The organism is Microterricola viridarii (assembly GCF_900104895.1).
GTDB lineage: Bacteria > Actinomycetota > Actinomycetes > Actinomycetales > Microbacteriaceae > Microterricola > Microterricola viridarii.
This window is the reverse complement of record NZ_LT629742.1, coordinates 1843597-1869237: the sequence shown is the minus strand read 5'-3', so window position 1 is coordinate 1869237 and position 25641 is coordinate 1843597. Positions and strand designations below refer to the sequence as shown.

Sequence of the window (25641 nt, the reverse complement as noted above, 5' to 3'; positions counted from 1 at the left end):
GGTACTAGCTGAAAGCAACCCCAACCAGCCATCCAATAGTGCTGTGTGGCCGTCGGCAACCCCCAGAAAATGCCGCTAAAATCAGTGAGGCTCGCAGCGTGATCCTCATTGCGCTGCTCTGACCGACTTATAAGGAGAGCGATCGTGGCAACCGACGAGACCGAGTTCACCCAGGTATTCCGGGGCTACGACAAGGACGAGGTCGACAAGGCCATCCAAGGCCTGCGCCGTGACCTGATCAAGTCGAATGCGCACGGCGTGGATGCCGCCAAGGAGATCAAGCGCCTCGGCATCCGCATCGACGAGCTCTCCGCCGAGCTGGAAGAGGTCGGCAGCCCGACGTTCTCCGGCCTCGGCACCAAGCTGGAGAACACCCTGCGCGTGGCGGAGGAGCAGTCCACCCGCCTCATCGCCCAGGCCGACATCGACGCCGAGAAGCTGCGCAGCTCCGCTGCCGGCGAGGTGGAGAAGCTGCGCACGGAGGCCGCATCGCTGGCCGAGCGCACCGTGAGCGACGCCAGGGCCAAGGCCGCGCGCCTGCTCGAGGCCGCCCGGCTCGAGGCCGACGACATCGTCGCCCGCGTGCACGACGAGCAGGAGCTCATCACCCAGGAGGCGCTGCGGGATGCCGCCGCCATCCGCGGCGCCGTCGCCACCGAGGCCGCCGAGCTCCGCGCCACCGCCAAGCGCGAGACCGCCGCCATCCGCGCCGAGGCGGAGCGCGAGGCCGCCGAGGTCGTCGTCGTCGCCAACCGGGAGGCCTCCGAGGCCCGCGCCGCCGCCGCCGGGCTCGCCCAGGAGACGGAGCAGACCCGTTCGGAGGTCGCCCTCGAACTCGACCAGGCCCGCGCAGATCTCGCCCGCGAGACCGAGCAGGCCCGCCTGGACCTGGCCCGCGACAACGAGCAGGCCCGCCTGGACCTGGAGCGCGAGAGCGCGGAATCCCGGCAGGCCCTCGCCGCCGAGATCACCGAGGCCCGTGCCGGACTGGCGATCGAGCTGGAGCAGGGTCGCACCGATCTCGCCCGCGAGCTGGAGCAGAGCCGCGCCGACATCGCGCAGACGCGTGAGCAGGAGAAGACCGACCTCGCCCGCGAGATCGAGACCGCCCGCCTCAAGCTCAGCCACGAGCTGGAGCGCACCCGCGCCCGCCACGACGGTGACACCGAGCAGGCCCGCGCCGACCTGGCCCTCGAGCAGGAGCAGGCCCGTGCCGACTTCGAAGCGGATGCCGAGCAGGCCCGCATCGACCTGGAGAACCAGCTGACCGCCAGCCGCAAGAAGACCGGCCACGAGGTGCAGAAGATGCGCCGCGAGATCGAGCAGGCCCGCATTGACCTCGACGTCGAGCTGAAGGCCCGCCGGGACGAGGCGGAGCAGGATCACCTGCAGCGCCACCAGGAGGCCGTCGCCCAGACCCAGAAGTTCCTGGACGACGCCAACGCCCAGCTCGCCGAGGCGATCAGCCGGGCGACGGAGAACCGGGCGGAGGCCAACAGGCTGAGCAACGGCGCCCGCGACGAGGCCCGCGCCATCCTGGAGGACGCCGAGGAGACGGCCGCCCGCAGCATCAGCAACGCCGAGGCGACCGCCGCGGCGCGCCTGGCCGAGACCACCGAGCGCACCAAGGCGCTCGTGGCGGACGCCGAGGACCGCCTCTCCCAGATTAGGATTGAGCGCGACGCCGTCGCCGGTTACTTCGAGAGCCTGCGCGGTGTGCTGAAGCAGGCTGAGCAGGTGGCGTCAGACACGGAGTAACCTCCGGCTCGCCGCCATCGATGGGGGTGCGGGTGATGGCGGAGCCGATGAGGATCCAGAACGCTTTTCGGCTGGGGCTGGTGGCGACGCTCGGCGTCGGCCTCGGCATCCTGATCCTCTCTTCGATCGCCTCCCTCTCCACGATCCTCACCTATGTCGGGGCCGCGCTGTTCCTCTCGCTCGGCCTCGACCCGGCGATCGCATTCCTGGAGCGGCACCGCTTCCCGCGGTGGGCGGCCATCCTCAGCGTGCTGGGCGCCGTGGTGGCGGCCCTCACGGGCGTGGTCTTCGCCGTCATCCCGATCATCAGCCAGCAGGTCGACCAGCTGATCCAGTTCGTGCCGGAGCTCACCCGACGCTTCCTCTCGGGTGAGCTGGTGACGGCGCTGCAGGAGACGTTCCCCAACCTGCAGGTCGAGGAGATCGTCGCGGCGGTCACCAAGGCCGTCAACGACTTTGTCACGAACCCGGACCAGCTTGCCGGCCTGTTCGGCGGCGTGCTCCAGTTCGCCGCCGTGCTCGGTTCCGGCGTGTTCGGCGTCGTGATCGTGCTCATCCTCACGCTGTACTTCGCCGGCAGCCTGCCGTCGATGAAGCGGGGCCTCTACCAGCTCGTCCCGGCGAGCAAGCGGGAGCGCTTCTCCGACCTCAGCGAGCAGATCACGCAGTCCGTCGGCCGCTACGTCGTCGGCCAGGTCACACTCGCCTTCGTCAACGGGGCGCTGAGCTTCATCTTCCTCAGCATCATCCAGGCGCCGTTCCCGGCGGTCCTGGCCCTGCTGGCGTTCACGTTCTCGCTCGTGCCACTGGTCGGCACCATCACCGGCTCGGTGATCATCGTGCTGGTCTGCCTGATCCCCGGGCTCGGCTCGCCGCTGACGGCGCTCGTCGCGGCCATCTACTACATCATCTACATGCAGGTCGAGGCATACGTGCTGAGCCCGCGCATCATGAACAAGGCCGTGGCGGTGCCCGCCTCGGTCGTCGTCATCGCGGCGCTGGCCGGCGGCTCACTGCTCGGCCTGCTCGGCGCGCTGATCGCGATCCCCACCGCGGCCGCCATCCTGCTCATCATCAAGCAGGTGGTCATCCCTCGGCAGAATGCGCTCTAGGCGGCATTCCGCTCAGGCTGCGTAGCCGGGCCAGACCTCCGGCAGCGGGCCCGCGGCGGGGTTGACGGCCTCGACGATCTCGTTGAGCACCCGCGCGGTCTGCTTCTCCCCCACCCAGAGGTGCTTGCCGCCCTCGACCGGGATCACCCGGGTGGCCGGGGCGACGGCGAACCGCTCGGCGGCTTCGACCGGGCGGAGGTAGTCGTCGAACTCGGGGATCAGCGCGATCAGCGGAACGCTGGCAGACGCCCAGGCGCCGATCTCCTCGCTGCTGGCGCGGTGCAGCGGCGGTGAGAGCAGGATGGCCCCGGCGATGGGGTGCTCCAGGCCGTACTTGATGGCCAGTTCTGTGCCGAACGACCAGCCGAGCAGCCACGGGTTCGGCAGGCCGCGCTCGGCCACGAAGGCCATCGCCGCCGCGACATCCGCCTGCTCGCTCAGGCCCTCGCCGAAGTGGCCGTCGCTGGTGCCGCGCGGCGACGAGGTGCCGCGGGTGTTGAAGCGCAGCACCGCGAGGTCGGCCAGCGCGGGCAGCCGGGCGGCGGCCTTGCGCAGGATGTGGGAGTCCATGAAGCCGCCGGCCGTTGGCAGCGGGTGCAGCGTGACCAGGGTGGCGACGGGCGGGCGGTCGACCGGCAGCGCCAGCTCGCCGACGAGCGTCAGACCGTCGCTGGTGTGCAGCTCGATCTCCTCGCGGAGCGCGGGCAGTTCGATGGCGCCGCGGATGGGCGAGCCCGGTGCGATCTCGGCGGTGTGCGTCATTTGAGCCTCCAACAGTGGCTGTGCCAGTGCCGGCGGTCAGCCAGCGATGCGTCGTCGCCCATCAGGCCGTCTGCGCGCCAGGCGACCACATGGGCGACGCCGGGGGTGATGTCGAGCCGGCATCCGGGGCAGAGATAGACCTTGCCGGCCTGAGAGCCGCCGACGGGCTGCACCCACCACTCGCCGTCGCGCTTCTGCTCGACGCGCTTCCACCCCGACAGCAGCCGGCCGAGGCCGTTCTGCTCGTCGTCCGGCTGCCCTGAGGCACGGCGGGAGGGGCGGTTGTTGCGGGGCATGCACCCATTCTAGGCAGCGGGCGGGCCCGGCCTAGTACCAGCCGGACTCTTCCGAATGGGCCCACGCGCCGCACGGCGAGCTGTAGCGCCCGCTGATGTAGCCGAGGCCCCACTCGATCTGCGTTCCGGCGTTGGTCTCCCAGTCCGAGCCGGCCGAGCTCATCTTGGAGCCGGGCAGCGACTGCGGGATGCCGTAGGCGCCACTGGACGCGTTGTAGGCGTTGACCCGCCAACCGGACTCGCGGCTCCACAGGGCGACCAGGCAGTCGAACTCGCCGGAGCCCCAGCCGCGGGCGGCAACGGCGCCCTGGGCGTAGGCCTGCGCCGAGCCGGGGTCCGGGCTGACGGCGGGAGGCGCCCAGCCTGACGAGCTGGATGCGGTCTCGACGGCGGCGGGCGGCGGCGGCGCGGGCGCCTCCGCGTCATAGCTGTCGTGCACGACGGTGTTCGTGAAGTCGCCGGAGATGGCGACGGCCTGCGCCGGCTGCCCGCCGAAGCGGTCGCCGAGCTGGAAGTACGGGGACGCGACGGCGCCGGAGTACGGGTCGACGATGCTGACCAGGACGAAGGCGACGGCGGCGGTGAACGCGAAGCTGAACAGTGCCGCACGGCCGCGGGTTCGGGGTCTCTGGTAGCGGGCCCTGGGCGCGATGCCGCTGTGGACGGGCTGGAGGATTCCGGTGTGTCTACCCACGATCCCCCGATGCTAGCGGAGAATCGCGACGGGAGTCCATCAACGCACGGCCAGCATGACGTCGACAACGGCGTCCAGCACGATGTCGACCTGGACCTCGCGGTAGCCGCCGCGCTGCGGGCGGAACACCACGGTGCGCACATCGTCGACCGTGATCGGCGTGCCCTTCTCGAAGTACGAGGCCAGGCGCGTGGCGAACTTGTCGACGTCCTCGACGCTGTAGCCGATGGTCAGGAAGCTCACCCGCTGGAAGCGGTGCTTCGCGGGGCGCGCGATCCGGTTCAGGATCTCCTGCGCGCTGCTGCGGGCCTCCTGGAACCAGGCGGCGTCACCCATCGCCTGCGCGGCCTGCTCGCGCTCGCGGGCGGCGAAGGCGTCCTCGAGGCGTTCCAGGGCGGCATCCACGTGCGCGGTCGAATAGCCATTCTTCGCCATGGCGAAGGCGGTGCGGCGGATGCCGTCGGCGCTCAGCGTGGTGTCGGCCGGGGCCGTGCCGTCGTAGACGGCGCGGGCGAGCCGCAGGAACTCCTCAACCTGCTCGACCTTGTAGCCGAGTTTGGGGCGGCGGGCCCGGGGAAAGGTCGTACTCACCGAACTTTTCTCCTCTGTGTCGTTGCGCTTCGCGGTCATCACACGAAAATCAGGTAGAGCACGAAGGCGACAGCCGCCGACGGCAGGATCGAGTCCAGCCGGTCGAGGAAGCCGCCGTGGCCGGGCAGCCACGAGCTCATGTCTTTGATGCCGAGGTCGCGTTTGATCAGCGACTCGGCGAGGTCGCCGAGCGTCGCGCTCAGCAGCATGGCGACGCCGAAGATCAGGCCGAACCACCAGGGCTGGCCGAGCATGAACAGGCCGAGCAGCACACCGGCGATGATGGTCGCCACGGCGCCGCCCGCGAAGCCCTCCCACGTCTTCTTCGGGCTGATCACGGGCGCCATCGGGTGCTTGCCGAACATCAGCCCGCTGGCGTACGCACCGGTGTCCGCCGCGATCACGACGATCAGGAACGCGAGCGTCCACCACTCGCCGCCGTCCTGGCCGACGAGCACGACGGCGAAGCTGGCGAGGAAGGTGACGTAGATCTGCACGAAGACGGAGGCGCCGAGGTCGGGCAGCAGCGCCGGGCCCGGCGTGCGCCGGGACGGCACCGCCTGCTCGACGAGCCGCCAGAGCACGACGAAGAGCGTGCCGAGCAGGATGGACACCCACTGGCCGGCCGCTCCCCCGTAGAACGCGGCGGGCACCACGGCCATGGCCGCGATCACCGTGGGGATGCGCGGCACCTGCCGCCCGCCCGCACGCAGCGCGGAGGCGAACTCGTAGCTGGCGAACAGCACGAGGACGATCGCGAAGATCATGAAGATCTCTTTGACGACGATGAGGCTGAACAGCGTCACCGTGCCGAGCGCGAGCCCGATCAGGATCGCCAGGATGAGGTTGCGCCCGGTGCGGGCCTTGATCCGCTCGTTGGTGGCGTCCAGATGCGCCCTGGCCCCATCGAGCCCACGCTCAATATCGGCTTTGGTGGCTTGCGCCTGCGCGCGCAGCTCGGCCTTCCTGGCCTTCACCTGCGCCCGCAACTCGGCTTTCGCCCCTCGACCGTTCGGCGCGCTGGGCGGCGATGGGTCGGCATCCGGAACACTCTGCATGGGAAGCCCTAGACCTCGAGCAGTTCGGCTTCCTTGCGCTTCAACGCCTCGTCGATGGCGTCGACGTGCGTCTTCGTCACAGCTTCGAGCTCCTTCTCGCCGCGCGCCACCTCGTCGTCGCCGACCTCGCTCTTCAGCGCGTCGAGCTCGTCCTTGGCCTTGCGGCGGATGTTGCGCACGGCGACCTTGGCGTCCTCGGCCTTGGTGCGCACGATCTTGACGAACTCCTTGCGGCGCTCCTCTGTCAGCTCGGGCAGGGTCACCCGGATGACGTTGCCGTCGTTGGACGGGTTGGCGCCGAGGTTCGGGGCGTTGCGCAGGGCCTGCTCGATGTCGCGCAGCGCACCCTTGTCGTAGGGCGTGACGAGGAGCGTGCGCGCCTCGGGGTTCGCCAACGACGCCAGCTGGGCCAGCGGGGTGGGCGTGCCGTAGTAGTCGACCATGATCTTCTGGAAGAGCTGAGGGTTGGCACGGCCGGTACGGATGCTGGCGAAGTCGTCTTTGGCGACCTCAACAGCCTTGCTCATACGGGTGGCGGCATCGGACAGGGCATCCGCGATCACGGTGACTCCTTCAGGTAATGGTGGTTCAAGCTTAGTTGTTGTCAGTTGCTGACGATGGTTCCGAGGTCCGAGCCCAGGATCGCCGCCGTCACGTTGCCCTGCGGGGCCATGCCGAAGACCTGCATCGGCATGCCGTTGTCCATGCACAGGCTGAACGCGGTCGAGTCCACGACCTTGAGGCCGCTCTGCAGCGCCTCCTGGTAGGTGATGTGCTCGATCTTGTGCGCGTCCGGGTTGGTGCGGGGGTCGTCGGAGTAGACGCCGTCGACGCCGTTCTTGGCGACGAGCACGACGTCGGCATAGATCTCCAGCGCGCGCTGTGCGGCGACGGTGTCGGTGGAGAAGTAGGGAAGCCCGGCGCCGGCGCCGAAGATGACGACGCGGCCCTTCTCCAGGTGGCGCTCTGCACGGCGCGGGATGTACTGCTCGGCGACCTGGGTCATCGAAATGGCGGACTGCACGCGGGTCTCCGCGCCGGCCTGCTCGAGGAAGTCCTGCAGGGCGAGGGCGTTCATGACGGTGCCCAGCATGCCCATGTAGTCGGCCCGACCGCGGTCCATGCCGCGCTGGGAGAGCTCGGCGCCGCGGAAGAAGTTGCCGCCGCCGACGACGATTGCGACCTCAACGGTCTTCGCCGCTTCTGCGATCTCGCGGGCCAGGCTGCTGACGACATCCGGGTTCACGCCCAGCGAGCCGCCGCCGAATGCCTCGCCCGAGAGCTTGAGGAGAACCCTGCGCTTCTTTTCCGTCGTAGTCATGCGAGTGGATCCTTCCGAGTGCGTATCTGAAAACTTAGTGTGTTGCGCTGTGCTTTGGGCAGGGCGGCGTGGCTTCAGCCCGGGCCGCGGCCCCCGAACCAATCGGTTCAGGCACAGAAAAGGAGTCCGGATCACATAGGTGATCCGGACTCCTCCATGGCGTACTAGGCGCCGGCCTTGAAGCGGGCGAAGCCCGTGACGTTCAGACCGGAGTCTTCGAGTACCTTCTTGACCTGAATCTTGCTGTCGCGAGCGTAGTCCTGCTCGAGCAGGGCAACCTGCTTGAAGAACGCGGTGAGGCGGCCTTCGACGATCTTGGGCAGAGCCGCTTCCGGCTTGCCCTCGTTGCGGCTGATCTCGGTGACGATCTCGCGCTCCTTCTCGACGATCTCGGCCGGAACCTCGTCGCGAGTCAGGTACTGCGGGTCGAACATCGCGATGTGCTGAGCGATCGCACGAGCGGTCTCGGCGTCGTCACCGCTGTAGGAGACGACAACACCGATCTGCGGCGGCAGGTCCTTGGACGTGCGGTGCAGGTAGACGGCAACGGCGTCGCCGGTCAGAGACACGACGCGGCGCAGCTCCACCTTCTCGCCGAGGGTTGCGGCCTGCTGGTCGATCAGGTCTGCAACGGTGCCGCCGTCGACGGGGGCCGCGAGGCCCTCCTCGACGGTGCCGGCGCCCGCGGCTGCAACAGCCTCGAGCACCTTCTCCGACAGGGCGATGAACTTCTCGTTCTTCGCAACGAAGTCGGTCTCGCACGCGAGCTCGATCATCGTGACGGCGCCCGGGGTCTCCTGGACGGCGACGAGGCCCTCGCTGGTGGAGCGGTCGGCACGCTTGGCGTTACCCTTTGCACCCTTGAGACGCAGGATCTCGGTCGCCTTCGCGACGTCGCCCTCAGCCTCGACCAGAGCGTTCTTGGTGTCGGTCATGCCGGTACCAAGCTGCTCGCGCAGCGCCTTCAGGTCGGCAATGTTGAAGTTAGCCATACGTGGGGTCCTTACTTGGTCTCGGCGGCTGCGTCTTCTGCAGCAACCTCGGCAACAACCGCAGCAACTTCACCCTCGACGAAGTCGGCCTCGACGGCGGCAAGCGCGACGTCGGCAACCTTCTCGGTCTCGGCGGAGGACTGCGCAGGAGCGGTCTCGTCAGCGGCGGTCTCAGAAGCCTGGAGAAGCTCGGCTTCCCACGCGGCGAGAGGCTCGACCTCTGCACCCTCTTCGGGCTTCTGGTGGCGCTGGATCAGGCCCTCGGCTGCTGCGTCGGCGATGATGCGCGTGAGCAGGCCAACGGAGCGGATGGCGTCGTCGTTGCCCGGGATCGGGTACTGGACTTCGTCCGGGTCGCAGTTGGTGTCGAGGATGCCGATGACGGGGATGCCGAGCTTGCGCGCCTCATCAATGGCGAGGTGCTCCTTCTTGGTGTCGACAACCCACAGAGCCGAAGGCGTCTTGGTGAGGTTGCGGATTCCGCCGAGCGACTTGTGAAGCTTGTCGAGCTCGCGCTTCTTGATGAGGAGTTCCTTCTTGGTGAAACCCTTGGTCGTGTCGTCGAAGTCGAGCTCCTCGAGCTCCTTCATGCGTGCGAGGCGCTTGCTGACCGTCTGGAAGTTGGTGAGCAGGCCACCGAGCCAGCGCTGGTTGACGTACGGCTGGCCGACGCGCTGAGCCTGCTCGGCGATGGAGCCCTGAGCCTGCTTCTTGGTGCCGACGAAGAGGATGGTGCCACCGTGGGCAACCGTCTCCTTGACGTAGTCGTAGGTGCGGTCGATGTAGGTCAGCGACTGCTGGAGGTCGATGATGTGGCTGCCCGAGCGCTCCGTGAGGATGAAGCGCTTCATCTTCGGGTTCCAACGGCGGGTCTGGTGCCCGAAGTGCACGCCGCTGTCGAGCAGCTGGCGAATGGTTACGACGGCCATGGTGGCGGTCTCCTTGTTCTCGGTTTCCGTGGTGACCGGTCGATCACCACTCCTGGTGCCCGGCACACGACCGACCCGCTTCTCACGAAGTAAGGACCGAAGGGAAGTGTTGCCTGAGGGGCACGCGTAGTCAGTGCACACAGCACTGCTCGGGAAAGTCTAACAGCATCGATGCCTCCCCTGCACACCGCCGCAACCCGGGCGCTTGTCCACAGATCCGGGCGCCTGCTCCCTGGCGCTCCGGCGCCGCGACAGGCTCGATCCATGCCCACTTCGACCCGCCGCGTGCTGCTGATCCCGCTTCTGGCCGCGCTCGCGCTCGGCGCCGGCGCGACCCCGCCAGCGCCCCCGCCCGCCGCGCCCGCGCACGCGCCCTCCGGCCCTGTCAACCCCACGGCACGCGAGCCCGCCCGGTGGGACTGGCCGCTGGGGATCCCGCACATCGTGGTGCGCGGGTTCCAGGCGCCGGCGACCCGATATGCGGCCGGGCACCGCGGCATCGATCTGGAGGCGGCCGTCGGCACCGCCGTCTTCGCCCCGGCCGCCGGCAGCGTGTCCTTCGCCGGCGTCGTCGTCGACCGGCCCGTGCTCGCGATCCGCCACGACGGCGAGCTGGTCAGCTCCTATGAGGCGCTGGAGAGCGACCTGGTCGCCGGCGACACGGTCGCAGCGGGCCAGCGGATCGGGGTCGTCGCGACGGGCGGGCACTGCGACGGTGGCTGCCTGCACTTCGGGGTGCGCCAGCGCGGCGCGTACGTGTCGCCGATGCTCCTGCTCGGCGGCCTGCAGCGGGCCGTGCTGCTGCCGCTCGGCTGAACGGCTTGCGCGGCTGAACGGCGTGCGCGGCTGAACGGCGTGCTCGGCGGCGCGCCTTAGCGGGGGCGTGCGGGCGAGGGCGACGCTTGGGTCGGGTGCTCCGGCCGCTCGGCGGCCGGGCGCACGAGGGCTGTCGGCCCCGGGTCCGTGAACCCGAACTTCTCGTACAGGCCGTGCGCGTCGCTCGTGAAGAGCGTCCACCGGAAGTGCGCGCCGGGGCCGTCGTCGATCATCGCCTGCACGATCCTCGCGCCCAGGCCGTTGCCGCGGTGTGCCTCGGCCACGATGACGTCGGCGAGGTACGCGAAGCCGAGACCGTCGGACACCGCGCGCGCGAAGCCGACCTGCTCCCCCGTGCGCTCGTCGTAGACGCCGATCACCCGCCACGCTCCACGGATCTGCGCCTCGACGTCCTCACGGCTGCGCCACTTCGCCCAGTACGCCTCGCGCAGCGCGCCCCAGACGAAGTCGGGGTCGATGCGTTCGCGGGAGTCGTCGACGAGATAGCTCATCCGGTCACTCTACGACCCCCGGCAACCCCTGGCGGTTGTGGCCGAGACCAGGTGCTCAGGCGCGCGGGTGTGCCGTCCGGTAGCTCTCGCGCAGCCGCTCTGTCGAGACGTGTGTGTAGATCTGGGTCGTGCCGAGGCTGGCGTGACCGAGCAGCTCTTGCACGGCGCGGAGGTCGGCGCCGCCGTCCAGCAGGTGGGTCGCGGCGGTGTGCCGCAGGGCGTGCGGGCCGGCCGGGCCCGCGCCAGGCACATCGGCGAGGAGCCGGGCGACGAGGGTGTGCACGGCCCGGGTGCCGAGCCGGCCGCCCCGGGCGCCGAGGAAGAGCGCCCGCGGGGCGGGCGCCTCCCCCGGCAGCAGCGCCGGGCGGCCGCGGCGCAGGTAGTCGACGAGGGCGGAGAGCGCGGGAACGCCGAACGGCACCACCCGTTCCTTGTTGCCCTTGCCGAGCGCCCGCACCGTGAGCCGGTCCAGGTCCAGCGCGTCCACGTCGAGGGCGACGAGCTCGGAGACGCGCAGCGCGGAGGCGTAGAGCAGTTCGATCAGGGCCAGGTCGCGCAGGGCCTGCGGCTCGCCCTCCGCGGCCCGCGCGGTCAGACCGCCCAGGAGGTCGCTCATCTGCGGCTGGGCGAGGACCCGCGGCAGGGCGCGGCCGGGCTTCGGCGCGCGCAGCCGCAGTCCGAGGTCGTTCTCGACCCGGCCGGTGCGGGTCAGCCACGCGGTGAAGCCGCGGGCGGATGCGGCGCGGCGGGCGATGCTGGCGCGGGCGAGCCCCGCCTCGGTGCCGACCCAGAGCCAGTCCCGCAGCAGCGCGAGGTCGACTCCCTCCGGCCCGGCGGCACCGCGCGCCTCGGCAAAGCTCGCGAGCGAGCGGAGGTCCTGTCGGTAGGCCCGCTCGGTGTTGGGCGAGAAGCCGCGCTCCACCCGCAGGTAGAGCGCGAACTGCTCGATCGCCTCGTCAAAGGGGGCGCTCACGGCTGCTCGGCGGTCTTCCGGGAGAAGAGCTCCCGGCGCCCGGCGTCGTCGAGCGCCTCGAGACGCGCGAGGAAGCCGGCCTCGAAGTGGGTCACGACCGGTGCCTCGGCGAGCGGCACGACGGAGTGCACCACCCGGTCGGCGTACACGTGCACGAGATTCATCGACTGCCCGCCGTTGACGCCGACGAGCTCCCGGTCGGCGGCCGCGACATCCATCGTGTAACAGGTGGCCGCCGCGACGGAGACGGGGACGCCGGCGAACAGGCTGGTGCTGGAGTAGTGCAGATGGCCGGCCAGGATGGCGCGGACGTCGCTGCCCCGGATGACGTCGGCGAGCGCCTGTTGCTGCTGCAGCTCGAGCACAGTCATCGCCGCGAGCGGCGTCGGGATCGGCGGGTGGTGCAGGGCCAGGATGCTGCCGTGCGGGGCGGGCGTCGCCAGCACGCCGCGCAGCCAGCCCAGCTGTTCGGGGGTGATCTCGCCGTGGTGGTAGCCGGGCACGGTGCTGTCCAGGGTGATGATGCGCAGCCCGCGGACGTCGTCGACGCTGTCGACCGGCGCGTCCCCGGCGGATGGAGCCGCACGCAGGAGTTCGCGGCGGAACGCCGACCGCTCGTCGTGGTTGCCCATCACCCAGACGAGCGCGGCGCCGAGCTCCTCCGCGACGGGCTCGACCAGCGCGCGCACCCGCCGGTAGGCGGCGTCCTCCGCAAGGTCGGCGATGTCACCGGTGACGACGATCGCGTCCAGCGGCACCCCCAGGCCGCGGAGCCTGCGCATCGCGGCCGCGGCCTGGCTGTCCGTGTCGACCCGGCCGTAGAGCGGCCGGGGGCTGCCGGCGGCATCCGCGCCCAGGAAGTGCGTGTCGCTGAGATGCGCGATCAGGAACTGCGCGGGCGGGTACTGCCCCATCTGGATGCCGGTCATGCTGACTCCTCACCGTTTGAACGCCGTCGGTCACCACCTTACGACGGCCCACCGACTAGGCCACGACGGTGAACGGCGCCCGCAGCAGCGACTCCGACCGCGAGGACGGCCCCACCAGCAGCTCGAACCGGCCGGCCTCGATGATGCGCTCGCCGGCCGCGTCGACGATGGTGCACTCCGCGACGGGCAGCGAGAAGGCGACCGTCCGGGACTCACCCGGCGCCAGCTCGACGTTCCGGAAGGCCTTCAGCTCCTTGTCTGCCCAGCTGACGGAGGTCACCGTGTCGCTGACGTAGAGCTGCACGGTCTCCCGCGCCGGCCGCGAGCCGGTGTTGCGGAGCTCCAGCTCGGCCCGCACGACGTCGCCGGGCGCCAGCTCGTCGTGGAGCACCCGCAGCCCGGAGTACTCCACCTCGGTGTAGGAGAGCCCGTCGCCGAACACGAACGCCGGGGCCTGGGTGAGGTCGGCGTAGCGGCTGCCGTGCTGCCCGCGGATCTGGTTGTAGTACGTGGGCTGCTGCCCGACGTGACGAGCGAAGGAGATCGGCAGGCGCCCGGAGGGTTCGATCAGTCCGAGGATCAACTCGGCGATTGCCCGACCGCCCTGCATGCCGGGGCTTGCCACCCAGAGGAGCGCGGCGGCGTCCAGCGCGGAGGGCGGCAGGACGAGCGGCTTGGATGCCAGCAGCACCACGACCATCGGCGTGCCCGTCGCGGCGAGCGCGTCCAGCAGGGCGATCTGGCCGCCGATCAGCTCCAGCGTCGCGGTCGAGCGTCCCTCGCCGACGAGTTCCATGTGGTCGCCGACGACGGCGACGATCACGTCGGAGTCCCGGGCCGCCCGCACGGCCTCGTCGATCATGGCCTGATCGGGTTCGGCCGGGATGACGACCTGCGGGCGCGGCTGGCCGTCGGGGAAGAACTCGCCTTCCGGGTCGACCGCGAGCTCGAGGATGTCGGCACCGCGCGCGTGGCTCACGGCCCAGTCCTGCGGTACGAAGCGGCGCAGCCCGTCGAGCACGGTCGTGATCATCTCGCGCGGGTGGCCGTCCGGCAGCCAGCCGGCCTGGCCCGAGTTGCCTGCCCAGTCTCCGAGCTGGTTCTGTGCGTCGTCGGCGACCGGGCCGATCACGGCGATGCGACGCGCCGGGCCCGTGCCGACGGCGCGCCCGTCGGCGGCGGCGAGGCCGCCATCCAGCGGCAGGATGCCGTCGTTTCGCAGCAGCACCAGCGAGCGTCGGGCGACCTCGAGGTTCAACTCCGCGTGCGGGGCACTGCCGATGACCGCCTGCTGGCGCGCGGCGTCCGGGTGCCGGGGGTTCTCGAACAGGCCGAGCTCGAACTTCAGGGTGAGGATGCGCGAGACCGCAGCGTCCAGGTCGCCCTCCTGCAACAGGCCGCTCTCGATGGCCTCCAGCGCTCCCTCGAAGAACCGGGGCGTGGTCATGATCATGTCGTTGCCGGCCTTGACGGCCGCGGCGGCCGCGTGCGCGTAGTCCGGCTGCACCTGCTGCTCCCACACCATCCGGCCGACGTTGTCCCAGTCGGTGACGAGCGTTCCGGTATAGCCCCACTCCCCGCGCAGCACGTCGTTCAGGAGCCAGTCGTTGACGGTGATCGGCACACCGTCGGTGCTCTGGTAGCCGAGCATGAAGGTGCTGCAGCCCTCCCGGGCGACGCGCTCGAACGGCGGCAGGAACCAGGAGCGCAGCTTCCGCCGCGAGATGTCCGCCTCGCTGGCGTCCCGCCCGCCCTGGGTCTCCGAGTAGCCGGCGAAGTGCTTGGCCGTGGCGAGAATCGCGGTCGGGTCGGCGAGCCCGTCGCCCTGGTATCCCCTCACCATGGCGGAGGCCAGCTCGCCGATCAGGAACGGGTCCTCGCCGAAGGTCTCGTTGATCCGGCCCCAGCGCAGGTCGCGGGCGATGCAGAGCACGGGAGAGAAGGTCCAATGGATGCCCGTGGCCGCGACCTCGACCGCCGTCGCCCGCGCGACGCGCTCGACGAGCTCGGCGTCCCAGGAGGCGGCCATCCCGAGCTGGGTGGGGAAGATGGTCGCCCCGCCCCAGAATGAGTGGCCGTGGATGCAGTCCTCCGCCACGAGCAGCGGAATGCCGAGCGGGGTGCGCGCGGTGAGCGCGTGCGCCTCGATCACACGCTCCGGTGAGGCGTGCAGGATGGAGCCGACGTGCTTCTGCAGCACCTGGTCGGCGAGGTCGTCCCGCGCGTCCAGTTGCAGCATCTGGCCGACTTTGTCTTCGACGCTCATCCTGCCGAGCAGGTCGGCGACCCGTGCGGCGGTGGGAAGCGTGTGGTCGAGGTAGTGCGAGTCGGTGCTCACGGTCAGTCTCCTAGTTCTCGCGCGCGGCTCATGTGCTGGGCGCGAGGTCGTTCTTCGGCCGCTCTGCGCTGGCCGGTCTAATGAGGCGGTGGGTGCGGTGCTACTCGGTGCGGGCTGGCTCCGCAGCGGACGGCGTCCGCACCGCGGTGACGCTGTCGGTGAACTTCACGCCCTTCTTGCGGAGCGCGCGCGCCCGCTCGCCGGCCGAGCGCAGCCGCGGGTTCACGTACTCGTCGATGCCGAAGTTGATCAGGGACAGGGCCATGCCGAGCACCGCGATGCAGAGACCGGCGGGGATGTACCACCACCAGAAGTCGGGGAACGCGCCGTTCTGCTGCGCCCAGAACAGGATCGTGCCCCAGTTGAGGTTGGTGATCGGGATGACGCCGATGAAGGCGAGTGTGGTCAGGCCGAGCACGGCGGCCGTGACGGTGCCGACGAAGCTGGAGGCGATGATGGCGGTGAGGTTCGGCAGCATCTCGACGAGGATGATGCGGTGCAGCGGCTCCCCGTTGGCGCGGGCGGCCTGGATGAAGTCGCGGTTGCGCAGCGACATCGTCTGCGCCCGCAGCACGCGCGCCCCCCACGCCCAGCCGGTGATCGCCAGCACCGCGGAGATCAGCAGCAGGCTCGGGTTGTCGTACTGCGAGGCGATGATGATGATGAGCGGCAGGCCGGGCAGCACCAGGAACACGTTGGTGAGCGCGGAGAGGGACTCGCTGCGCACGCCGGAGACGTACCCCGCCGTCACACCGATCGCGACCGCGATCACGGTGGCGATGATGCCGGCCAGGAAGCCGACGACCAGCACTCCGCGGGTGCCGTAGATGAGCTGGCTCAGCACATCCTCGCCCATGTGGGTGGTGCCGAGCAGGTGGGTGAGGGAGGGCGGCTGGCGGAGAGCCGTGAAGTCCTTGTCCAGCGGCCCGTAGGGCGCGATGACATCGCTGAACACGGCGACGAGAACGAAGAAGCCGAGGATCGCCAGGCCGGTGATCGACTTGCCGTTGCGGAACATCGCAAAGGACTGGGTGAGCTTCGACCAGCCCGCGCGGCGCGTCTGGGGTTTCTTGGCGGGGGGCGTGACCGCGTTCAGTGCGGTGGTGGGGAAGGTCATGGCCTAGGCCTCCATCTGGCGTGTGCGTGGGTCGAGTGCCGCGTAGGCGATGTCGGCGAGGATGTTGGCCACGAGCACCGTCAGCGTGATGACGAGGAACAGCCCCTGCATCAACGGGTAGTCCTTGGCCGTCGTCGCATCGAGCAAGAGCTTGCCGACGCCCGGGTAGGAGAAGACCAGCTCCATCACGATGGTGCCGGCGACGATGAACCCCAGTGAGAGGGCGAAGCTCGACAGCTGCGGGAGCATGGCGTTGCGGGCCGCGTAGTTGACAAGCACGCGGCGGGGCTTCAGGCCCTTGGCCTGGGCCACCGTCACGTAGTCCTCGTCGAGAACGGTCACCATCATGTTGCGCATGCCGAGGATCCAGCCGCCCAGTGAGGCGACCACGATCGTGAGCGCGGGGAGCGTCCCGTGGGCGATCACCTCGCCGATGAACTCGGGGGTGAAGCCGGGCCGCGTTCCCTTGCCGTAGGCGTGCGAGGCCGGGAACCAGCCGAGGGCGGAGGAGAACACCGCGATCGCGATCAGGCCCATCCAGAAGTACGGAACGGTGGAGAAGAAGGTGGCGAACGGGACGACGAGGTCGGCCCTGCTCCCCCGGCGCCAGCCGATGTACGCCCCGATGGAGGTACCGATGAGGAAGGAGAGGATCGTGGCGATGCCGACGAGGCCAACCGTCCACGGCAGAGCAGAGGCGATGACGTCGGTGACCGGTGCGAGCCCGCGGGAGAAGGACCGGCCGAGGTCGCCGCTGAAGAGCAGCTGCCAGTAGTCGATGTACTGCTCCCACAGTGAGCGGTCGGAGTCGAGGCCGAACAGGGTGGTCAGCGACTCGATCGCATCCGGGCTGATCTTGCCCTGGTTCTTCTGCAGATAGGCGGAGATCGGGTCTCCCTTCATCATCCGCGGCAGGAAGAAGTTGATGGTGATCGCGGCCCACGCGGTGAAGAGGTAGAACGCAATGCGGCGAAGCAGGAAAATCACGGATCAGCTCCTGGCGGACGTGGTCGGGGAGCCCAGGGCACCGAAGTGCTTCTCTGGGTCGGGCGAGGCATCGCGCAGCGCGCGGGTGTATTCGTTCTGCGGGTGCAGGATGACGTCGTCGGCTGGCCCGCGCTCCACCACGACGCCGTGGTTGAGCACCATGATCTCGTCGCTGAAGTGCCGGGCCGTCGCCAGGTCATGGGTGATGTAGAGCACGCCGAGGTTCGACTCGCGTTGCAGGTCGGCCAGCAGGTTCAGCACGCCGAGCCGGATCGACACGTCGAGCATGGAGACGGGCTCGTCGGCGATGAGCAGAGACGGCCGGGACGCGAGCGCCCTGGCGATGGCCACGCGCTGGCGCTGGCCGCCGGAGAGCTCGTGCGGGCGGCGGTCGATGGTCTGTTCCGGGTCGAGCCGCACCCGCTCCAGCAGGCGGAGCACCTCGTCCTCGACGTCGGCACGCGGGACGACCTTGTCGAGCAGCAGCGGGCGCTCGATGTGGTGGCGGATGGTGTGGTACGGGTTCAGCGAGGCGAACGGGTCTTGGAAGACCATGCGCACCTGCTGGCGGTAGCTGCGCAGTGCGCGCCCGCCGCGTGGGATCGGCTTGCCGTCCAGCAGGATCTGCCCGCTGGAGGCGCGCTCCAGCTGGGTGAGGATCTTCGCGATGGTCGACTTGCCGCTGCCGCTCTGCCCGACGAGGGCGAGCGTCTGGCCGGAGCGGAGCGTGAAGCTCACGTCATCCAGCGCGAGCATCTCGCCCGAGCCGCGCACGCGGTAGCGCTTGCTGACGTTCTTGAATTCCAGCGTCGTCATAGCGCCATCTCGCTCTGCTTCTCGATCTGGTTCCCGCGGGCACCGCGCACGAAGTCCCCGCGCTCCCCGGTCAGGCTGGGGAAGGAGGCGAGCAGCTTGCGGGTGTACTCGTCTTGGGGGTCGTGGTAGATGTTCGCCGCGGTGTTGATCTCGACGATGCGCCCCTCGCGCATCACCGCGATCCGGTCGGAGATCTCCAACAGCAGCGGGAGGTCGTGGGTGATGAAGATCACGGAGAAGCCGAACACGCGGCGCAACTCGGAGATCTGCTGGAGGATCTCCCGCTGGACCAGCACGTCCAGGGCCGTCGTCGGCTCGTCCATGATCATCAGTTGCGGTTTGAGGGCGAGGGCCATGGCGATCATCACCCGCTGGCGCATGCCGCCGGAGAGCTCGTGCGGGAAGGAGCGCAACCGGTCGCGGCCGACCCCGACGATGTCGAGGAGCTTGCCGCACTCCTCGATGCGCTCTGAGCGCGACATCCGCGGGCGGTGGGTCGTGAAGACGTCGCCGAGCTGCTTGCCGACGTTCATGACCGGGTTCAGGGCGTTCATCGCCCCCTGGAAGACCATGGACGCCTTGTCCCAGCGGAACGCCTGGATCTGGCTGTCGCTCAGGGCGTTCAGGTCGATGTCCTCGCCGGAGCTGTCGTGGAAGATCGCGGAACCGCCGGTGATCACGGCGGGCGGCTTGAGCAGCCGCTGGATGCCGTAGGCGAGTGTGGTCTTGCCGCAGCCGGACTCCCCGGCCAGGCCGAGGATCTCCCCGCGTTCCAATTCGATCGACACATCACGCACCGCCTGCACAGGCGGGTCGACGTCGTAGGTCACGCTGAAGTTCGAGACCGTCAGCAATTTCTGGCTAGTCACTGCTCAATTCCACTTCTCTGGGGTGCGAGTGCACGGGGGTGGGGCGGCCTGGGCTGCCCCACCCCCGAGGCTCCGAAGACGGAGCGCTGAGTACGTCCGGACCCTACTTGCCGGCTGCGGTCAGCTCGGTCAGGATCAGCACGGCCGTCGGCTGGGTCGGGTCGGCCGGGATGTACGGGTTCTCCTCGCCCGGCCAACCCTCGAAGTTGCGAGTGTTGTACGAGGCGATGAACGGCCGGGTGCCGAGCGGCATGGCCGGGACCTGGTCGACGAAGATGCTCTGCACCGTCTCCAGCGCGGCCGCGCGGGTGTCAGCGTCGGTTGCGTTGGCGTACTCCGCCAGGGCTGCGGTCGCCTCGGCGTTGTCGAAGCGGCCGAAGTTGAAGTTGGCGCTCTCGCCGATCGGCAGGAGCCAGCGGCCATCCATGATGTCGCTGTAGAGGTCGTACGGGGTTGCCCCGGTGTCGGTCCAGTGCAGGATCGCCTGGAAGTCGCCGTTGCCCTTCGCCGCCCACCACGTGTCGGCATCCGGGGTGTTGACGGTGGCCTCGACGCCGAGCGCGCGCACGGAGTCCGCGATCAGGCTGATGCCCGTGACGTAGTCGTTCCAGCCCTGCGGCACCTCGATCGTGAAGGTGACGGTCTCGCCGCTCGGGTCGACCAGCGTCTCGCCGTTCCAGGTGTAGCCAGCCTTCGTCAGCACGGCCTTGGCTGCGTCGACGTCGACGGAGAGCTCCTTGCCGGCGAACTGGGACGAGATGAACGCGTCGCCGGCCGGGGTCGGCAGGCCGGTGACGGAGCTGAGCAGCGGAACGCTGCCCTCACGCGCGATCTGCACGTGGTTCTCCCGGTCGACCACGAGGTTCACGGCCTGGCGGAATGCGAGGTCGTTAAACGGCTTGGTCTGCGTGTTGACGAACATCGCGTCGATGCCGAGGCCCGCGGCGGCCCAGAACACGTTGTGCTCCGGGTCCTTGTCGATGAACGCCGACTGCACGTTCGGGATGAAGGCCTGCGCCCAGTCCGCGTCGCCATTGGCGAGGGCGGTGGTCAGCGCCGTGTTGTCGTTGTAGGAGACGTAGTACAGGGTCGGCACGGCGAGCTCGCCGCCCCAGTAGTCATCGCGAGCCGTGAGCTCGACGCTCTGGGTGCTGAAGCTCTCCAACACGTACGGGCCGGTGCCGACGGGCTCCGGGTTCTCGAAGGTGGCCGGGTCTGCGACATCCTTCCAGATGTGCTCGGGCACGATCTGCTTGTGCAGAACCTTGTCCTGCTTGACGAACATCGCGTTCTCGAACGACAGGGTCACCGTGTTGCCGTCCACAGCGACATCGGTCAGGCCGAGTGCGGCCGTGTCGAGTTCGGGGTTGGACATGAAGAGGTTGAAGGTGAACGCGATGTCGTCGGCGCTGAAGTCCTCGCCGTCGTTCCACTTGACGCCGTCGCGGGCGGTGAGCACGACCGACTTGTAGTCGTCGGCCCAGACGATCTCAGAGGCGAGCCAGGGCTTGACGTCCGCGCTCGGGTCGATCAGGTTGACGATACCGAGGGGCTCGAGGATCGCGTTGATGTAGCCGAGCTTCAGGCCGGAGGAGTCGCCGACCCAGGGGTTGTTCGACTCCGTGGCGATGGCCCCGTCCGGCTTGGCGATCGTCAGGGATGCAGAGCTGGCCGAGCCTTCCTGGCCGCCCGCCCCCGCCGCACATCCGGTCAACACGAGAGCGGCCGCCAATCCGACGGCCACCAACGATGGCTTCAATCTCATTACTTTCTCCTCAGTGCTGTGGCGCGGCGGAGCGGATCCCCCGCGCGGTGACTCAACATGAATACAGGCGCAATGGTGCAGGCCTGGTGACCGCGAGGTGTGACGTCGCCCTTCTGTGTGGGCTCCATCCGTGTGACCGCGGTGTCAACGGACGGGCCGATGGCACACTCACTCACAGCGCGAAACGAGGATGAGCAGAGATGACACGGGGAGGAAGCAGTGCTCGCGGCCCAGCTCTGGGTCGCGACTACGGACTTCGGTGTCACGAATGGTGCTCCTCATCATCGAGTGTCGAACGCGCTAGGGTTTAACTTACTGGCCTGTCAGCAAGTTGGCAAGCCATCTTCTCCAGAGTGGATTTCGCGGCTCGCCGAACACGGTCGCTGGCCCCGAAATCCTGCGCAGACTCCATACACTGTGCTCAGGAAACACTTGAGCCGCGTACCGCTGGCCAGCCCCACCTCCTACGCCGAACCGAGTGCGAACACACATGAACACGACAAAACGACAGCCGCGACAACGCCCGGAGACGATCGCGCGACGCCAGGAGATCCTCCGCGCCGCGCTCGACGTGTTCGGCAGCAAGGGGTATGCGAACGGAACGCTCATCGACATCGCCGAGCATGTGGAGATGACGCACGCCGGGATCCTGCACCACTTCGGGTCCAAGAATCAGCTGCTCCTGGAGGTTCTCAAGTATCGCGATGAGAGCGACGTCGAGGATCTCGAAGAGCAGCACATCCCGGACGGCATCGAGTTCTTCCGACACCTGATCCGCACGGCCAGCGCGAACGCGCGGCGCGCGGGCGTCGTGCAGGCCTATGCGGTGCTGTCGGCGGAGTCCGTGACCGATGGCAACCCGGCGCGCGAATACTTCGAGCAGCGCTACGAGACGCTGCGCGACGAGGCGGTCCACGCCTTCCAGGTCATGTGCGCCGAGCGGGGCGTCGAGACACCGGCGGCCATCGCGCACGCCTCGGCCAGCATCATGGCCGTCATGGACGGTCTGCAGGTGCAGTGGCTGCTCACGCCGGACGAGGTCGACCTGGCGAAGGCCAGCGAATTCGCCATCGAGGCGATCGTCTCCGCTGTGCTGGACCCGCGGCCGCCAGTGCTCGGGGAACACGCGGACTAGATCAGCCCCCGCGCCGGCTAGCCGGCTAGCCGGGCTGCCGGCGCAGCCAGCCGCGCTCGTCTTCCCGCGCCCTGCCCTCCAGCTCCAGCACGCCCAGCGTGGCGATGACGGCGTTCGGCGCCATCCCGCTGCGCACGGCGATATCGCTCACGCCGCGCGCGCTCCGGGTGCTGAGCGCGTCGAGCACGCGCAGCTGATCCGGGGCGGCCTGCACCCGGCTGCGCCCCGCCGCGGCCGGGCCCGGCGCCGAGCTCGTCTCCGGACTCGCGGCATCCGGCTCCAGCAGCTCGGCCATCTCGGCCGCATTCGTCACACAGCGTGCGTCGTAGTCGCGGAGCAGCCGGTGGCAGCCGGCGGAGGCCGGGCTCGTCACCGGGCCGGGGACCGCGCCGAGCGGGCGACCGGCCGCCGCCGCGTGCCCGGCAGGGTTATTCTTAGATATCCTTTTGCCATGGCAACAATTGGTCAAGCAAGCTGCGTTATATACGTGCGTATGTCACAGGATCGCAGCGGCGAGGAACTGGGCGTCGAGCGACACGAGAAGGACTGCCGAAAGCTTGCAAAGAAGCTGAATCTCAATGTCGAGCATGTCTACAGCGACAATGACCAGAGTGCGACGACAGGCAAACCGCGTCCAGGTTTCGAGGCCATGCTCGCGGCGAAGCCGAAGGCGATTGTCGCGTGGCACCAGGATCGTCTCTTGCGCCTAACGAAGGATTTGGAGCGCGTCATCGACGTGGGCGTCCCTGTGTATTTCGTGACTTCTGCGGAGAATGGCTTGGATCTGTCCTCGCCCGCTGGACGCGCAGTCGCCCGAACAGTTGCTGCATGGTCGCAGTATGAAGGCGAACAAAAGCGGCTTCGCCAGATTTCCAAGAACCAACAGCTCGCGGAGCACGGCCACTGGCAATTCAGCCTCCGACCCTACGGCTATCAACGGGTCAACGGGACGATCGTGCAAGTGCCCGAAGAAGCCGAAATCATCCTCGAGGGCTACGAGCGTGTTCTCAAGGGTGCAAGCTACCGGGAGCTTGCGATGGACTGGAACAGACGCGGCATCAAGCCTTTGTTAGGTGAACAGTGGAAAGGCTCACGCGTCCAGCGAATGCTTGAGAACTCTCACTACGGTGGTATCTCGAGCTACAAGGACGAGGAGGTTGACCTCGACGAGGGCAAGAAGATCCAGTGGGCTCCGATCCTAACGCCGCGACAGTGGAAGGATTTCAGAGAGTTGAAGCTCAACCGCAAACGAAAGCGCTCGTGGGCGGTGACGCCGAAGCATCTGATGAGTGGAATGCTCTCGTGCGGCACCTGCGGCGGACAGATGTTCACCCACTTGCAAGACTTAAAGGCTCGGACGAACACCGTGAACGCGAAGGGCCATCCCATCCGAGTGCCAGTCTTTCGCGAGGATGGTACCCGCGCAAAGACGACCGCGTACGTCTGCTTCAACAAGCACTGCGCGTCGATCCGGGGGGAGTACGTAGATGCACTCGTGAGGACAGTCGTGCTGAAAAAGTTGGCAGACGAGCGCGTCGTGAAAGCGATGCGACCGAGCGACGACGCCCTCCCTCTGCAGAATGAGATCGCCGACCTGCAACGGCGGCGCGATGACGTTACGGAACTTGTGGGCGAGGGACTGATGGATAAAGCAAAGGCCCGCGAGAAACTCGCCGATCTGAGCGAGCGCCTGGAGCGCGCCCAAGCGAAGCTGACTGCGATTAGGGAGGAGTCTCCGTTGAGCGACATTCGACTGTCCGAGTCGCTCCCCGAGAAATGGGACGCGCTGGCGGTGCTCGAGAAGCGAAGGATCATCGCTGACCTCGGCCTTCAGCTCACGATCAATCCGGCGAGCAGAGGTGTGCGCAGCGTCGATCCTGAGACCGGGGAGAAGTACACCGAACGCGCGTGGGCGCTGCGGCGCATCGCGTGGGAGTTGCCCGAAGGCTGAGATATCACTGGACGGCGGACCACAGCGACAGGCCTGCATTGCCGGCGCGGAGTAGCTAATAAGGACGTAGATGCTGCAGCACGCCCGGAGAATCAAAGTCGTAGCGCATTCGCCAGCAACGAGCCCCGTGGGGTCATGGCGAGAGTGACATTGTGTCGGCCTCTGTCATCCGCCCGTCATCCAACTTGTCACCCGATTCTGCTGCGAGATCTTGCGGGATCCGACGCATGGGTGACAATGTGACAGGTTTCTTGACTAGATAGAGAAACGGGTACTGCCCCGGAGTGCAGCGACACGCCGACTAACCAACATCTCGGGCAGAGCTAGGCGTGCCTCGGTATAATGGACACGGCCCAAATGATATAAGGGCAAGAACACCCTCGAAGTGCACTGGCAACATCACCTCGAAGTTCGACGAGAGGACGCGCACCGTCGGTGCACGACCGCCAGACGACCGGTAATAGGTTAGGCGAATCGGTCCCTCGAAAGTTTCGACACTTTCGAGGTTGACTATGCCCCTTGCCCCCATCACCCACCTGCGACCTTTCGCAGCGCCAACCGAGGATGTCCTCCTCGACTTCTCCGAGGCGTCCGAGATCCGGAATGAGCGCGGCGAGCGCCGCTTCGGATCCATGTACACCATCCGGCGCCGCGTTAAGGACGGCACGCTCCCCTACGAGCGCGTCGGCATCAAGTACTACGTACGCCTCTCCGCGCTCGAAGCGCTCGAGAGAGTGAAGGTCTCGACTGACCGAGCAACCGCCGCCCTCGCGGAGCTGGAAATCGCGGCCAATCGCGTACTTGCCTTCAGCGGCCCGCTCTCCGACGAGCAGTGCGACCGCATCGCGGCCCGTCTCAAAGGGGCTGCGTGATGACCGTAGACTCACACTCCCCAGAAACAAGAATCCACCCCACGGAAGGCGGGGCGGATCCGAGAACGTTTGCCGGCACCACCAAGAGCTCTACCAATTCAGCTCCGGCTCGCGTCCCGCGTTTGCTAACCGCTGTGGCTGCGGCGTTAGTGGCGGGAATATCTATGCTGGCCTTCGTCCTCTCGTTTGAGGTGTTGCGTGACCTCGCGTCCCGCTCGGGTATTCCCGCGGGTATTGCGTGGGCGTGGCCGTTGATCGTGGATGGCAGCATCGTCACCGCGATGCTCGTGATCTTCGCCTGGCGCGGTCGTTCACGCCGTGCGACAGTGTGGCCGTGGGTCACGTTGTCGGGATTCGCCATCGTGTCAGTTGTTGGAAACGGTGTGCACACAGCAGCCCTGTACGACCCCAGCCAAGGCATCTCGATGGGGTTCGCAATCTTCGTGGGTGCCATCCCACCGGTTGGGCTGCTGCTATCCAGCGAGATGCTCGTGCGCCTGTTGACACCGACCGAACCGCCGGTCGCGAAACTCGTGTCAATCGACGACGTTGTCATGCCAGCGTCACCTGTACCAGTCAGCTCAAAGGTAGAGAATAGCGCTGCTGTCGCGGCCACTGTCGCAGCTGTCACCGCCCCCGACACTGGCACGACAAGGGTTGGCGCGACTGTCGCGATCCACGACAAACCTGTCGCTGCTGCTGTCACCCCTGACACAACACCTGACGCAGTGACTGTCGCTCTTATTACGGGCGCGACTCACGTTGTCACGCCTACGGATCCGGTAGCGCGCCTGCACGCAGTGGAGTCGATCCCGGCTGACCGGGCAGGACAGGTCAATTGGATCGTTTCGCGAGCCGCCACTGGGCGTGACGTGACAAAGGCAACTCTGTCGCAGCTTTTCGAGGAGGCAGGGAAGCCCCTGAACGACCGGACAGTGTTGCGTCGTCTCGCCGATGCTCGCAAGCAAGCTCCTGACATGTTGCGCGCCAGCGGGTGAGTAGTTTCCGAACCACGTGAAAACGAGAAATGGAGCTGACCGCGTCCATC

26 protein-coding genes are annotated in these 25641 nt (G+C 68.1%); 7 read left to right on the top strand and 19 right to left on the bottom strand.

Annotated features, from left to right (window positions below; translation table 11 throughout):
- Positions 1–144 precede the first annotated feature (144 nt).
- Both BLT62_RS08505 and BLT62_RS08500 read left to right on the top strand, forming a co-directional pair.
- Positions 145–1758 carry a DivIVA domain-containing protein gene (locus tag BLT62_RS08505; protein WP_083363663.1) on the top strand — a complete coding sequence of 538 codons (1614 nt, stop codon included), beginning with the start codon at positions 145–147 and terminating at the stop codon, positions 1756–1758.
- A gap of 47 nt (positions 1759–1805) precedes the next feature.
- Positions 1806–2870, top strand: coding sequence for an AI-2E family transporter (locus BLT62_RS08500; protein WP_083365389.1), 1065 nt, complete (start codon positions 1806–1808; stop codon positions 2868–2870).
- Between the two features lie 12 nt (positions 2871–2882).
- Here BLT62_RS08500 and BLT62_RS08495 read toward each other — a convergent pair whose 3' ends face one another.
- The 9 genes from BLT62_RS08495 to rpsB form a co-directional block, all read right to left on the bottom strand.
- On the bottom strand, positions 2883–3632 hold the full coding sequence (locus tag BLT62_RS08495; protein WP_083363662.1) for an alpha/beta hydrolase: 750 nt from the start codon (positions 3630–3632) through the stop codon (positions 2883–2885).
- Entirely contained in the window at positions 3629–3928 is a 300-nt protein-coding gene (locus tag BLT62_RS08490; RefSeq protein WP_083363661.1) for a hypothetical protein, read from the bottom strand. The genes BLT62_RS08495 and BLT62_RS08490 overlap by 4 nt, the downstream gene beginning before the upstream one ends.
- 31 nt (positions 3929–3959) lie before the next feature.
- On the bottom strand, positions 3960–4622 hold the full coding sequence (locus tag BLT62_RS08485) for an aggregation-promoting factor C-terminal-like domain-containing protein (protein WP_083363660.1): 663 nt from the start codon (positions 4620–4622) through the stop codon (positions 3960–3962).
- Between the two features lie 39 nt (positions 4623–4661).
- A complete protein-coding gene (locus tag BLT62_RS08480) occupies positions 4662–5213 on the bottom strand; it encodes a DivIVA domain-containing protein (protein WP_231919404.1) in 552 nt (183 codons plus the stop codon).
- A 38-nt stretch (positions 5214–5251) separates the two neighbouring features.
- Positions 5252–6271: a phosphatidate cytidylyltransferase gene (locus tag BLT62_RS08475; RefSeq protein WP_083363658.1), complete on the bottom strand. Its 1020-nt coding sequence runs from the start codon at positions 6269–6271 to the stop codon at positions 5252–5254.
- A gap of 8 nt (positions 6272–6279) precedes the next feature.
- A complete protein-coding gene (gene frr / locus BLT62_RS08470) occupies positions 6280–6834 on the bottom strand; it encodes a ribosome recycling factor (protein ID WP_083363657.1) in 555 nt (184 codons plus the stop codon).
- Between the two features lie 41 nt (positions 6835–6875).
- The gene (gene pyrH, locus BLT62_RS08465) at positions 6876–7592 is read right to left on the bottom strand and encodes a UMP kinase (RefSeq protein ID WP_083363656.1); all 717 of its coding nucleotides are present in this window, start codon (positions 7590–7592) and stop codon (positions 6876–6878) included.
- A 164-nt stretch (positions 7593–7756) separates the two neighbouring features.
- Positions 7757–8584: a translation elongation factor Ts gene (tsf, locus tag BLT62_RS08460; RefSeq protein ID WP_083363655.1), complete on the bottom strand. Its 828-nt coding sequence runs from the start codon at positions 8582–8584 to the stop codon at positions 7757–7759.
- Positions 8585–8595: 11 nt separating this feature from the next.
- Entirely contained in the window at positions 8596–9513 is a 918-nt protein-coding gene (rpsB, locus tag BLT62_RS08455) for a 30S ribosomal protein S2 (RefSeq protein WP_083363654.1), read from the bottom strand.
- Positions 9514–9777: 264 nt separating this feature from the next.
- On the opposite strand from rpsB, the gene BLT62_RS08450 reads away from it, so the two are divergent.
- Positions 9778–10329 (top strand): murein hydrolase activator EnvC family protein, encoded by a 552-nt coding sequence (locus BLT62_RS08450; RefSeq protein WP_172829670.1) that lies wholly within the window; start codon positions 9778–9780, stop codon positions 10327–10329.
- A gap of 56 nt (positions 10330–10385) precedes the next feature.
- On the opposite strand, the gene BLT62_RS08445 is transcribed toward BLT62_RS08450, so the two are convergent.
- The 9 genes from BLT62_RS08445 to BLT62_RS08405 form a co-directional block, all read right to left on the bottom strand.
- Complete coding sequence (locus tag BLT62_RS08445) at positions 10386–10841, bottom strand: GNAT family N-acetyltransferase (protein ID WP_083363652.1); 456 nt, start codon at positions 10839–10841, stop codon at positions 10386–10388.
- Positions 10842–10896: 55 nt separating this feature from the next.
- Complete coding sequence (locus BLT62_RS08440; protein WP_231919403.1) at positions 10897–11814, bottom strand: tyrosine recombinase XerC; 918 nt, start codon at positions 11812–11814, stop codon at positions 10897–10899.
- Positions 11811–12743, bottom strand: a complete 933-nt coding sequence (locus BLT62_RS08435) for a metallophosphoesterase (RefSeq protein WP_083363651.1) — start codon at positions 12741–12743, stop codon at positions 11811–11813. Before BLT62_RS08435 ends, BLT62_RS08440 begins: the two co-directional genes overlap by 4 nt.
- A gap of 55 nt (positions 12744–12798) precedes the next feature.
- Positions 12799–15081, bottom strand: a complete 2283-nt coding sequence (locus BLT62_RS08430; protein WP_407937561.1) for an exo-beta-d-1,3/1,6-glucosidase — start codon at positions 15079–15081, stop codon at positions 12799–12801.
- Positions 15082–15181: 100 nt separating this feature from the next.
- On the bottom strand, positions 15182–16198 hold the full coding sequence (locus BLT62_RS08425) for an ABC transporter permease (protein WP_083363650.1): 1017 nt from the start codon (positions 16196–16198) through the stop codon (positions 15182–15184).
- A gap of 3 nt (positions 16199–16201) precedes the next feature.
- Complete coding sequence (locus BLT62_RS08420; RefSeq protein ID WP_083363649.1) at positions 16202–17185, bottom strand: ABC transporter permease; 984 nt, start codon at positions 17183–17185, stop codon at positions 16202–16204.
- A 3-nt stretch (positions 17186–17188) separates the two neighbouring features.
- Positions 17189–18001 (bottom strand): ABC transporter ATP-binding protein, encoded by an 813-nt coding sequence (locus BLT62_RS08415; RefSeq protein WP_083363648.1) that lies wholly within the window; start codon positions 17999–18001, stop codon positions 17189–17191.
- Positions 17998–18870 carry an ABC transporter ATP-binding protein gene (locus BLT62_RS08410; RefSeq protein WP_172829669.1) on the bottom strand — a complete coding sequence of 291 codons (873 nt, stop codon included), beginning with the start codon at positions 18868–18870 and terminating at the stop codon, positions 17998–18000. The genes BLT62_RS08415 and BLT62_RS08410 overlap by 4 nt, the downstream gene beginning before the upstream one ends.
- Before the next feature lie 103 nt (positions 18871–18973).
- Positions 18974–20635, bottom strand: coding sequence for an ABC transporter substrate-binding protein (locus tag BLT62_RS08405; protein WP_083363646.1), 1662 nt, complete (start codon positions 20633–20635; stop codon positions 18974–18976).
- 490 nt (positions 20636–21125) lie between these two features.
- Here BLT62_RS08405 and BLT62_RS08400 point away from each other — a divergent pair, with 490 nt between their 5' ends.
- Positions 21126–21770: a TetR/AcrR family transcriptional regulator gene (locus BLT62_RS08400; protein ID WP_083363645.1), complete on the top strand. Its 645-nt coding sequence runs from the start codon at positions 21126–21128 to the stop codon at positions 21768–21770.
- A gap of 25 nt (positions 21771–21795) precedes the next feature.
- Here BLT62_RS08400 and BLT62_RS08395 read toward each other — a convergent pair whose 3' ends face one another.
- Positions 21796–22143: a DprA-like winged helix domain-containing protein gene (locus tag BLT62_RS08395; RefSeq protein WP_083363644.1), complete on the bottom strand. Its 348-nt coding sequence runs from the start codon at positions 22141–22143 to the stop codon at positions 21796–21798.
- Positions 22144–22221: 78 nt separating this feature from the next.
- Here BLT62_RS08395 and BLT62_RS08390 point away from each other — a divergent pair, with 78 nt between their 5' ends.
- The 3 genes from BLT62_RS08390 (at position 22222) to BLT62_RS08380 (ending at position 25591) form a co-directional block, all read left to right on the top strand.
- The gene (locus BLT62_RS08390; RefSeq protein ID WP_083363643.1) at positions 22222–23721 is read left to right on the top strand and encodes a recombinase family protein; all 1500 of its coding nucleotides are present in this window, start codon (positions 22222–22224) and stop codon (positions 23719–23721) included.
- Between the two features lie 512 nt (positions 23722–24233).
- On the top strand, positions 24234–24593 hold the full coding sequence (locus BLT62_RS08385; RefSeq protein ID WP_083363642.1) for a hypothetical protein: 360 nt from the start codon (positions 24234–24236) through the stop codon (positions 24591–24593).
- A complete protein-coding gene (locus BLT62_RS08380; RefSeq protein ID WP_083363641.1) occupies positions 24593–25591 on the top strand; it encodes a DUF2637 domain-containing protein in 999 nt (332 codons plus the stop codon). The genes BLT62_RS08385 and BLT62_RS08380 overlap by 1 nt, the downstream gene beginning before the upstream one ends.
- The last annotated feature ends 50 nt before the right edge of the window (positions 25592–25641 follow it).

Coding starts and splice junctions, on each gene's coding strand:
- BLT62_RS08475 (WP_083363658.1), bottom strand. CDS start 6,271: ATGCAGAGTGTTCCGGATGCCGACCCATCGCCGCCCAGCGCGCCGAAC.
- BLT62_RS08435 (WP_083363651.1), bottom strand. CDS start 12,743: ATGACCGGCATCCAGATGGGGCAGTACCCGCCCGCGCAGTTCCTGATC.
- rpsB (WP_083363654.1), bottom strand. CDS start 9,513: ATGGCCGTCGTAACCATTCGCCAGCTGCTCGACAGCGGCGTGCACTTC.
- BLT62_RS08385 (WP_083363642.1), top strand. CDS start 24,234: ATGCCCCTTGCCCCCATCACCCACCTGCGACCTTTCGCAGCGCCAACC.
- BLT62_RS08450 (WP_172829670.1), top strand. CDS start 9,778: ATGCCCACTTCGACCCGCCGCGTGCTGCTGATCCCGCTTCTGGCCGCG.
- tsf (WP_083363655.1), bottom strand. CDS start 8,584: ATGGCTAACTTCAACATTGCCGACCTGAAGGCGCTGCGCGAGCAGCTT.
- BLT62_RS08415 (WP_083363648.1), bottom strand. CDS start 18,001: ATGACGACGCTGGAATTCAAGAACGTCAGCAAGCGCTACCGCGTGCGC.
- BLT62_RS08445 (WP_083363652.1), bottom strand. CDS start 10,841: ATGAGCTATCTCGTCGACGACTCCCGCGAACGCATCGACCCCGACTTC.
- BLT62_RS08390 (WP_083363643.1), top strand. CDS start 22,222: ATGGCAACAATTGGTCAAGCAAGCTGCGTTATATACGTGCGTATGTCA.
- BLT62_RS08500 (WP_083365389.1), top strand. CDS start 1,806: ATGAGGATCCAGAACGCTTTTCGGCTGGGGCTGGTGGCGACGCTCGGC.
- BLT62_RS08425 (WP_083363650.1), bottom strand. CDS start 16,198: ATGACCTTCCCCACCACCGCACTGAACGCGGTCACGCCCCCCGCCAAG.
- BLT62_RS08495 (WP_083363662.1), bottom strand. CDS start 3,632: ATGACGCACACCGCCGAGATCGCACCGGGCTCGCCCATCCGCGGCGCC.
- BLT62_RS08490 (WP_083363661.1), bottom strand. CDS start 3,928: ATGCCCCGCAACAACCGCCCCTCCCGCCGTGCCTCAGGGCAGCCGGAC.
- pyrH (WP_083363656.1), bottom strand. CDS start 7,592: ATGACTACGACGGAAAAGAAGCGCAGGGTTCTCCTCAAGCTCTCGGGC.
- BLT62_RS08380 (WP_083363641.1), top strand. CDS start 24,593: ATGACCGTAGACTCACACTCCCCAGAAACAAGAATCCACCCCACGGAA.
- BLT62_RS08405 (WP_083363646.1), bottom strand. CDS start 20,635: ATGAGATTGAAGCCATCGTTGGTGGCCGTCGGATTGGCGGCCGCTCTC.
- BLT62_RS08400 (WP_083363645.1), top strand. CDS start 21,126: ATGAACACGACAAAACGACAGCCGCGACAACGCCCGGAGACGATCGCG.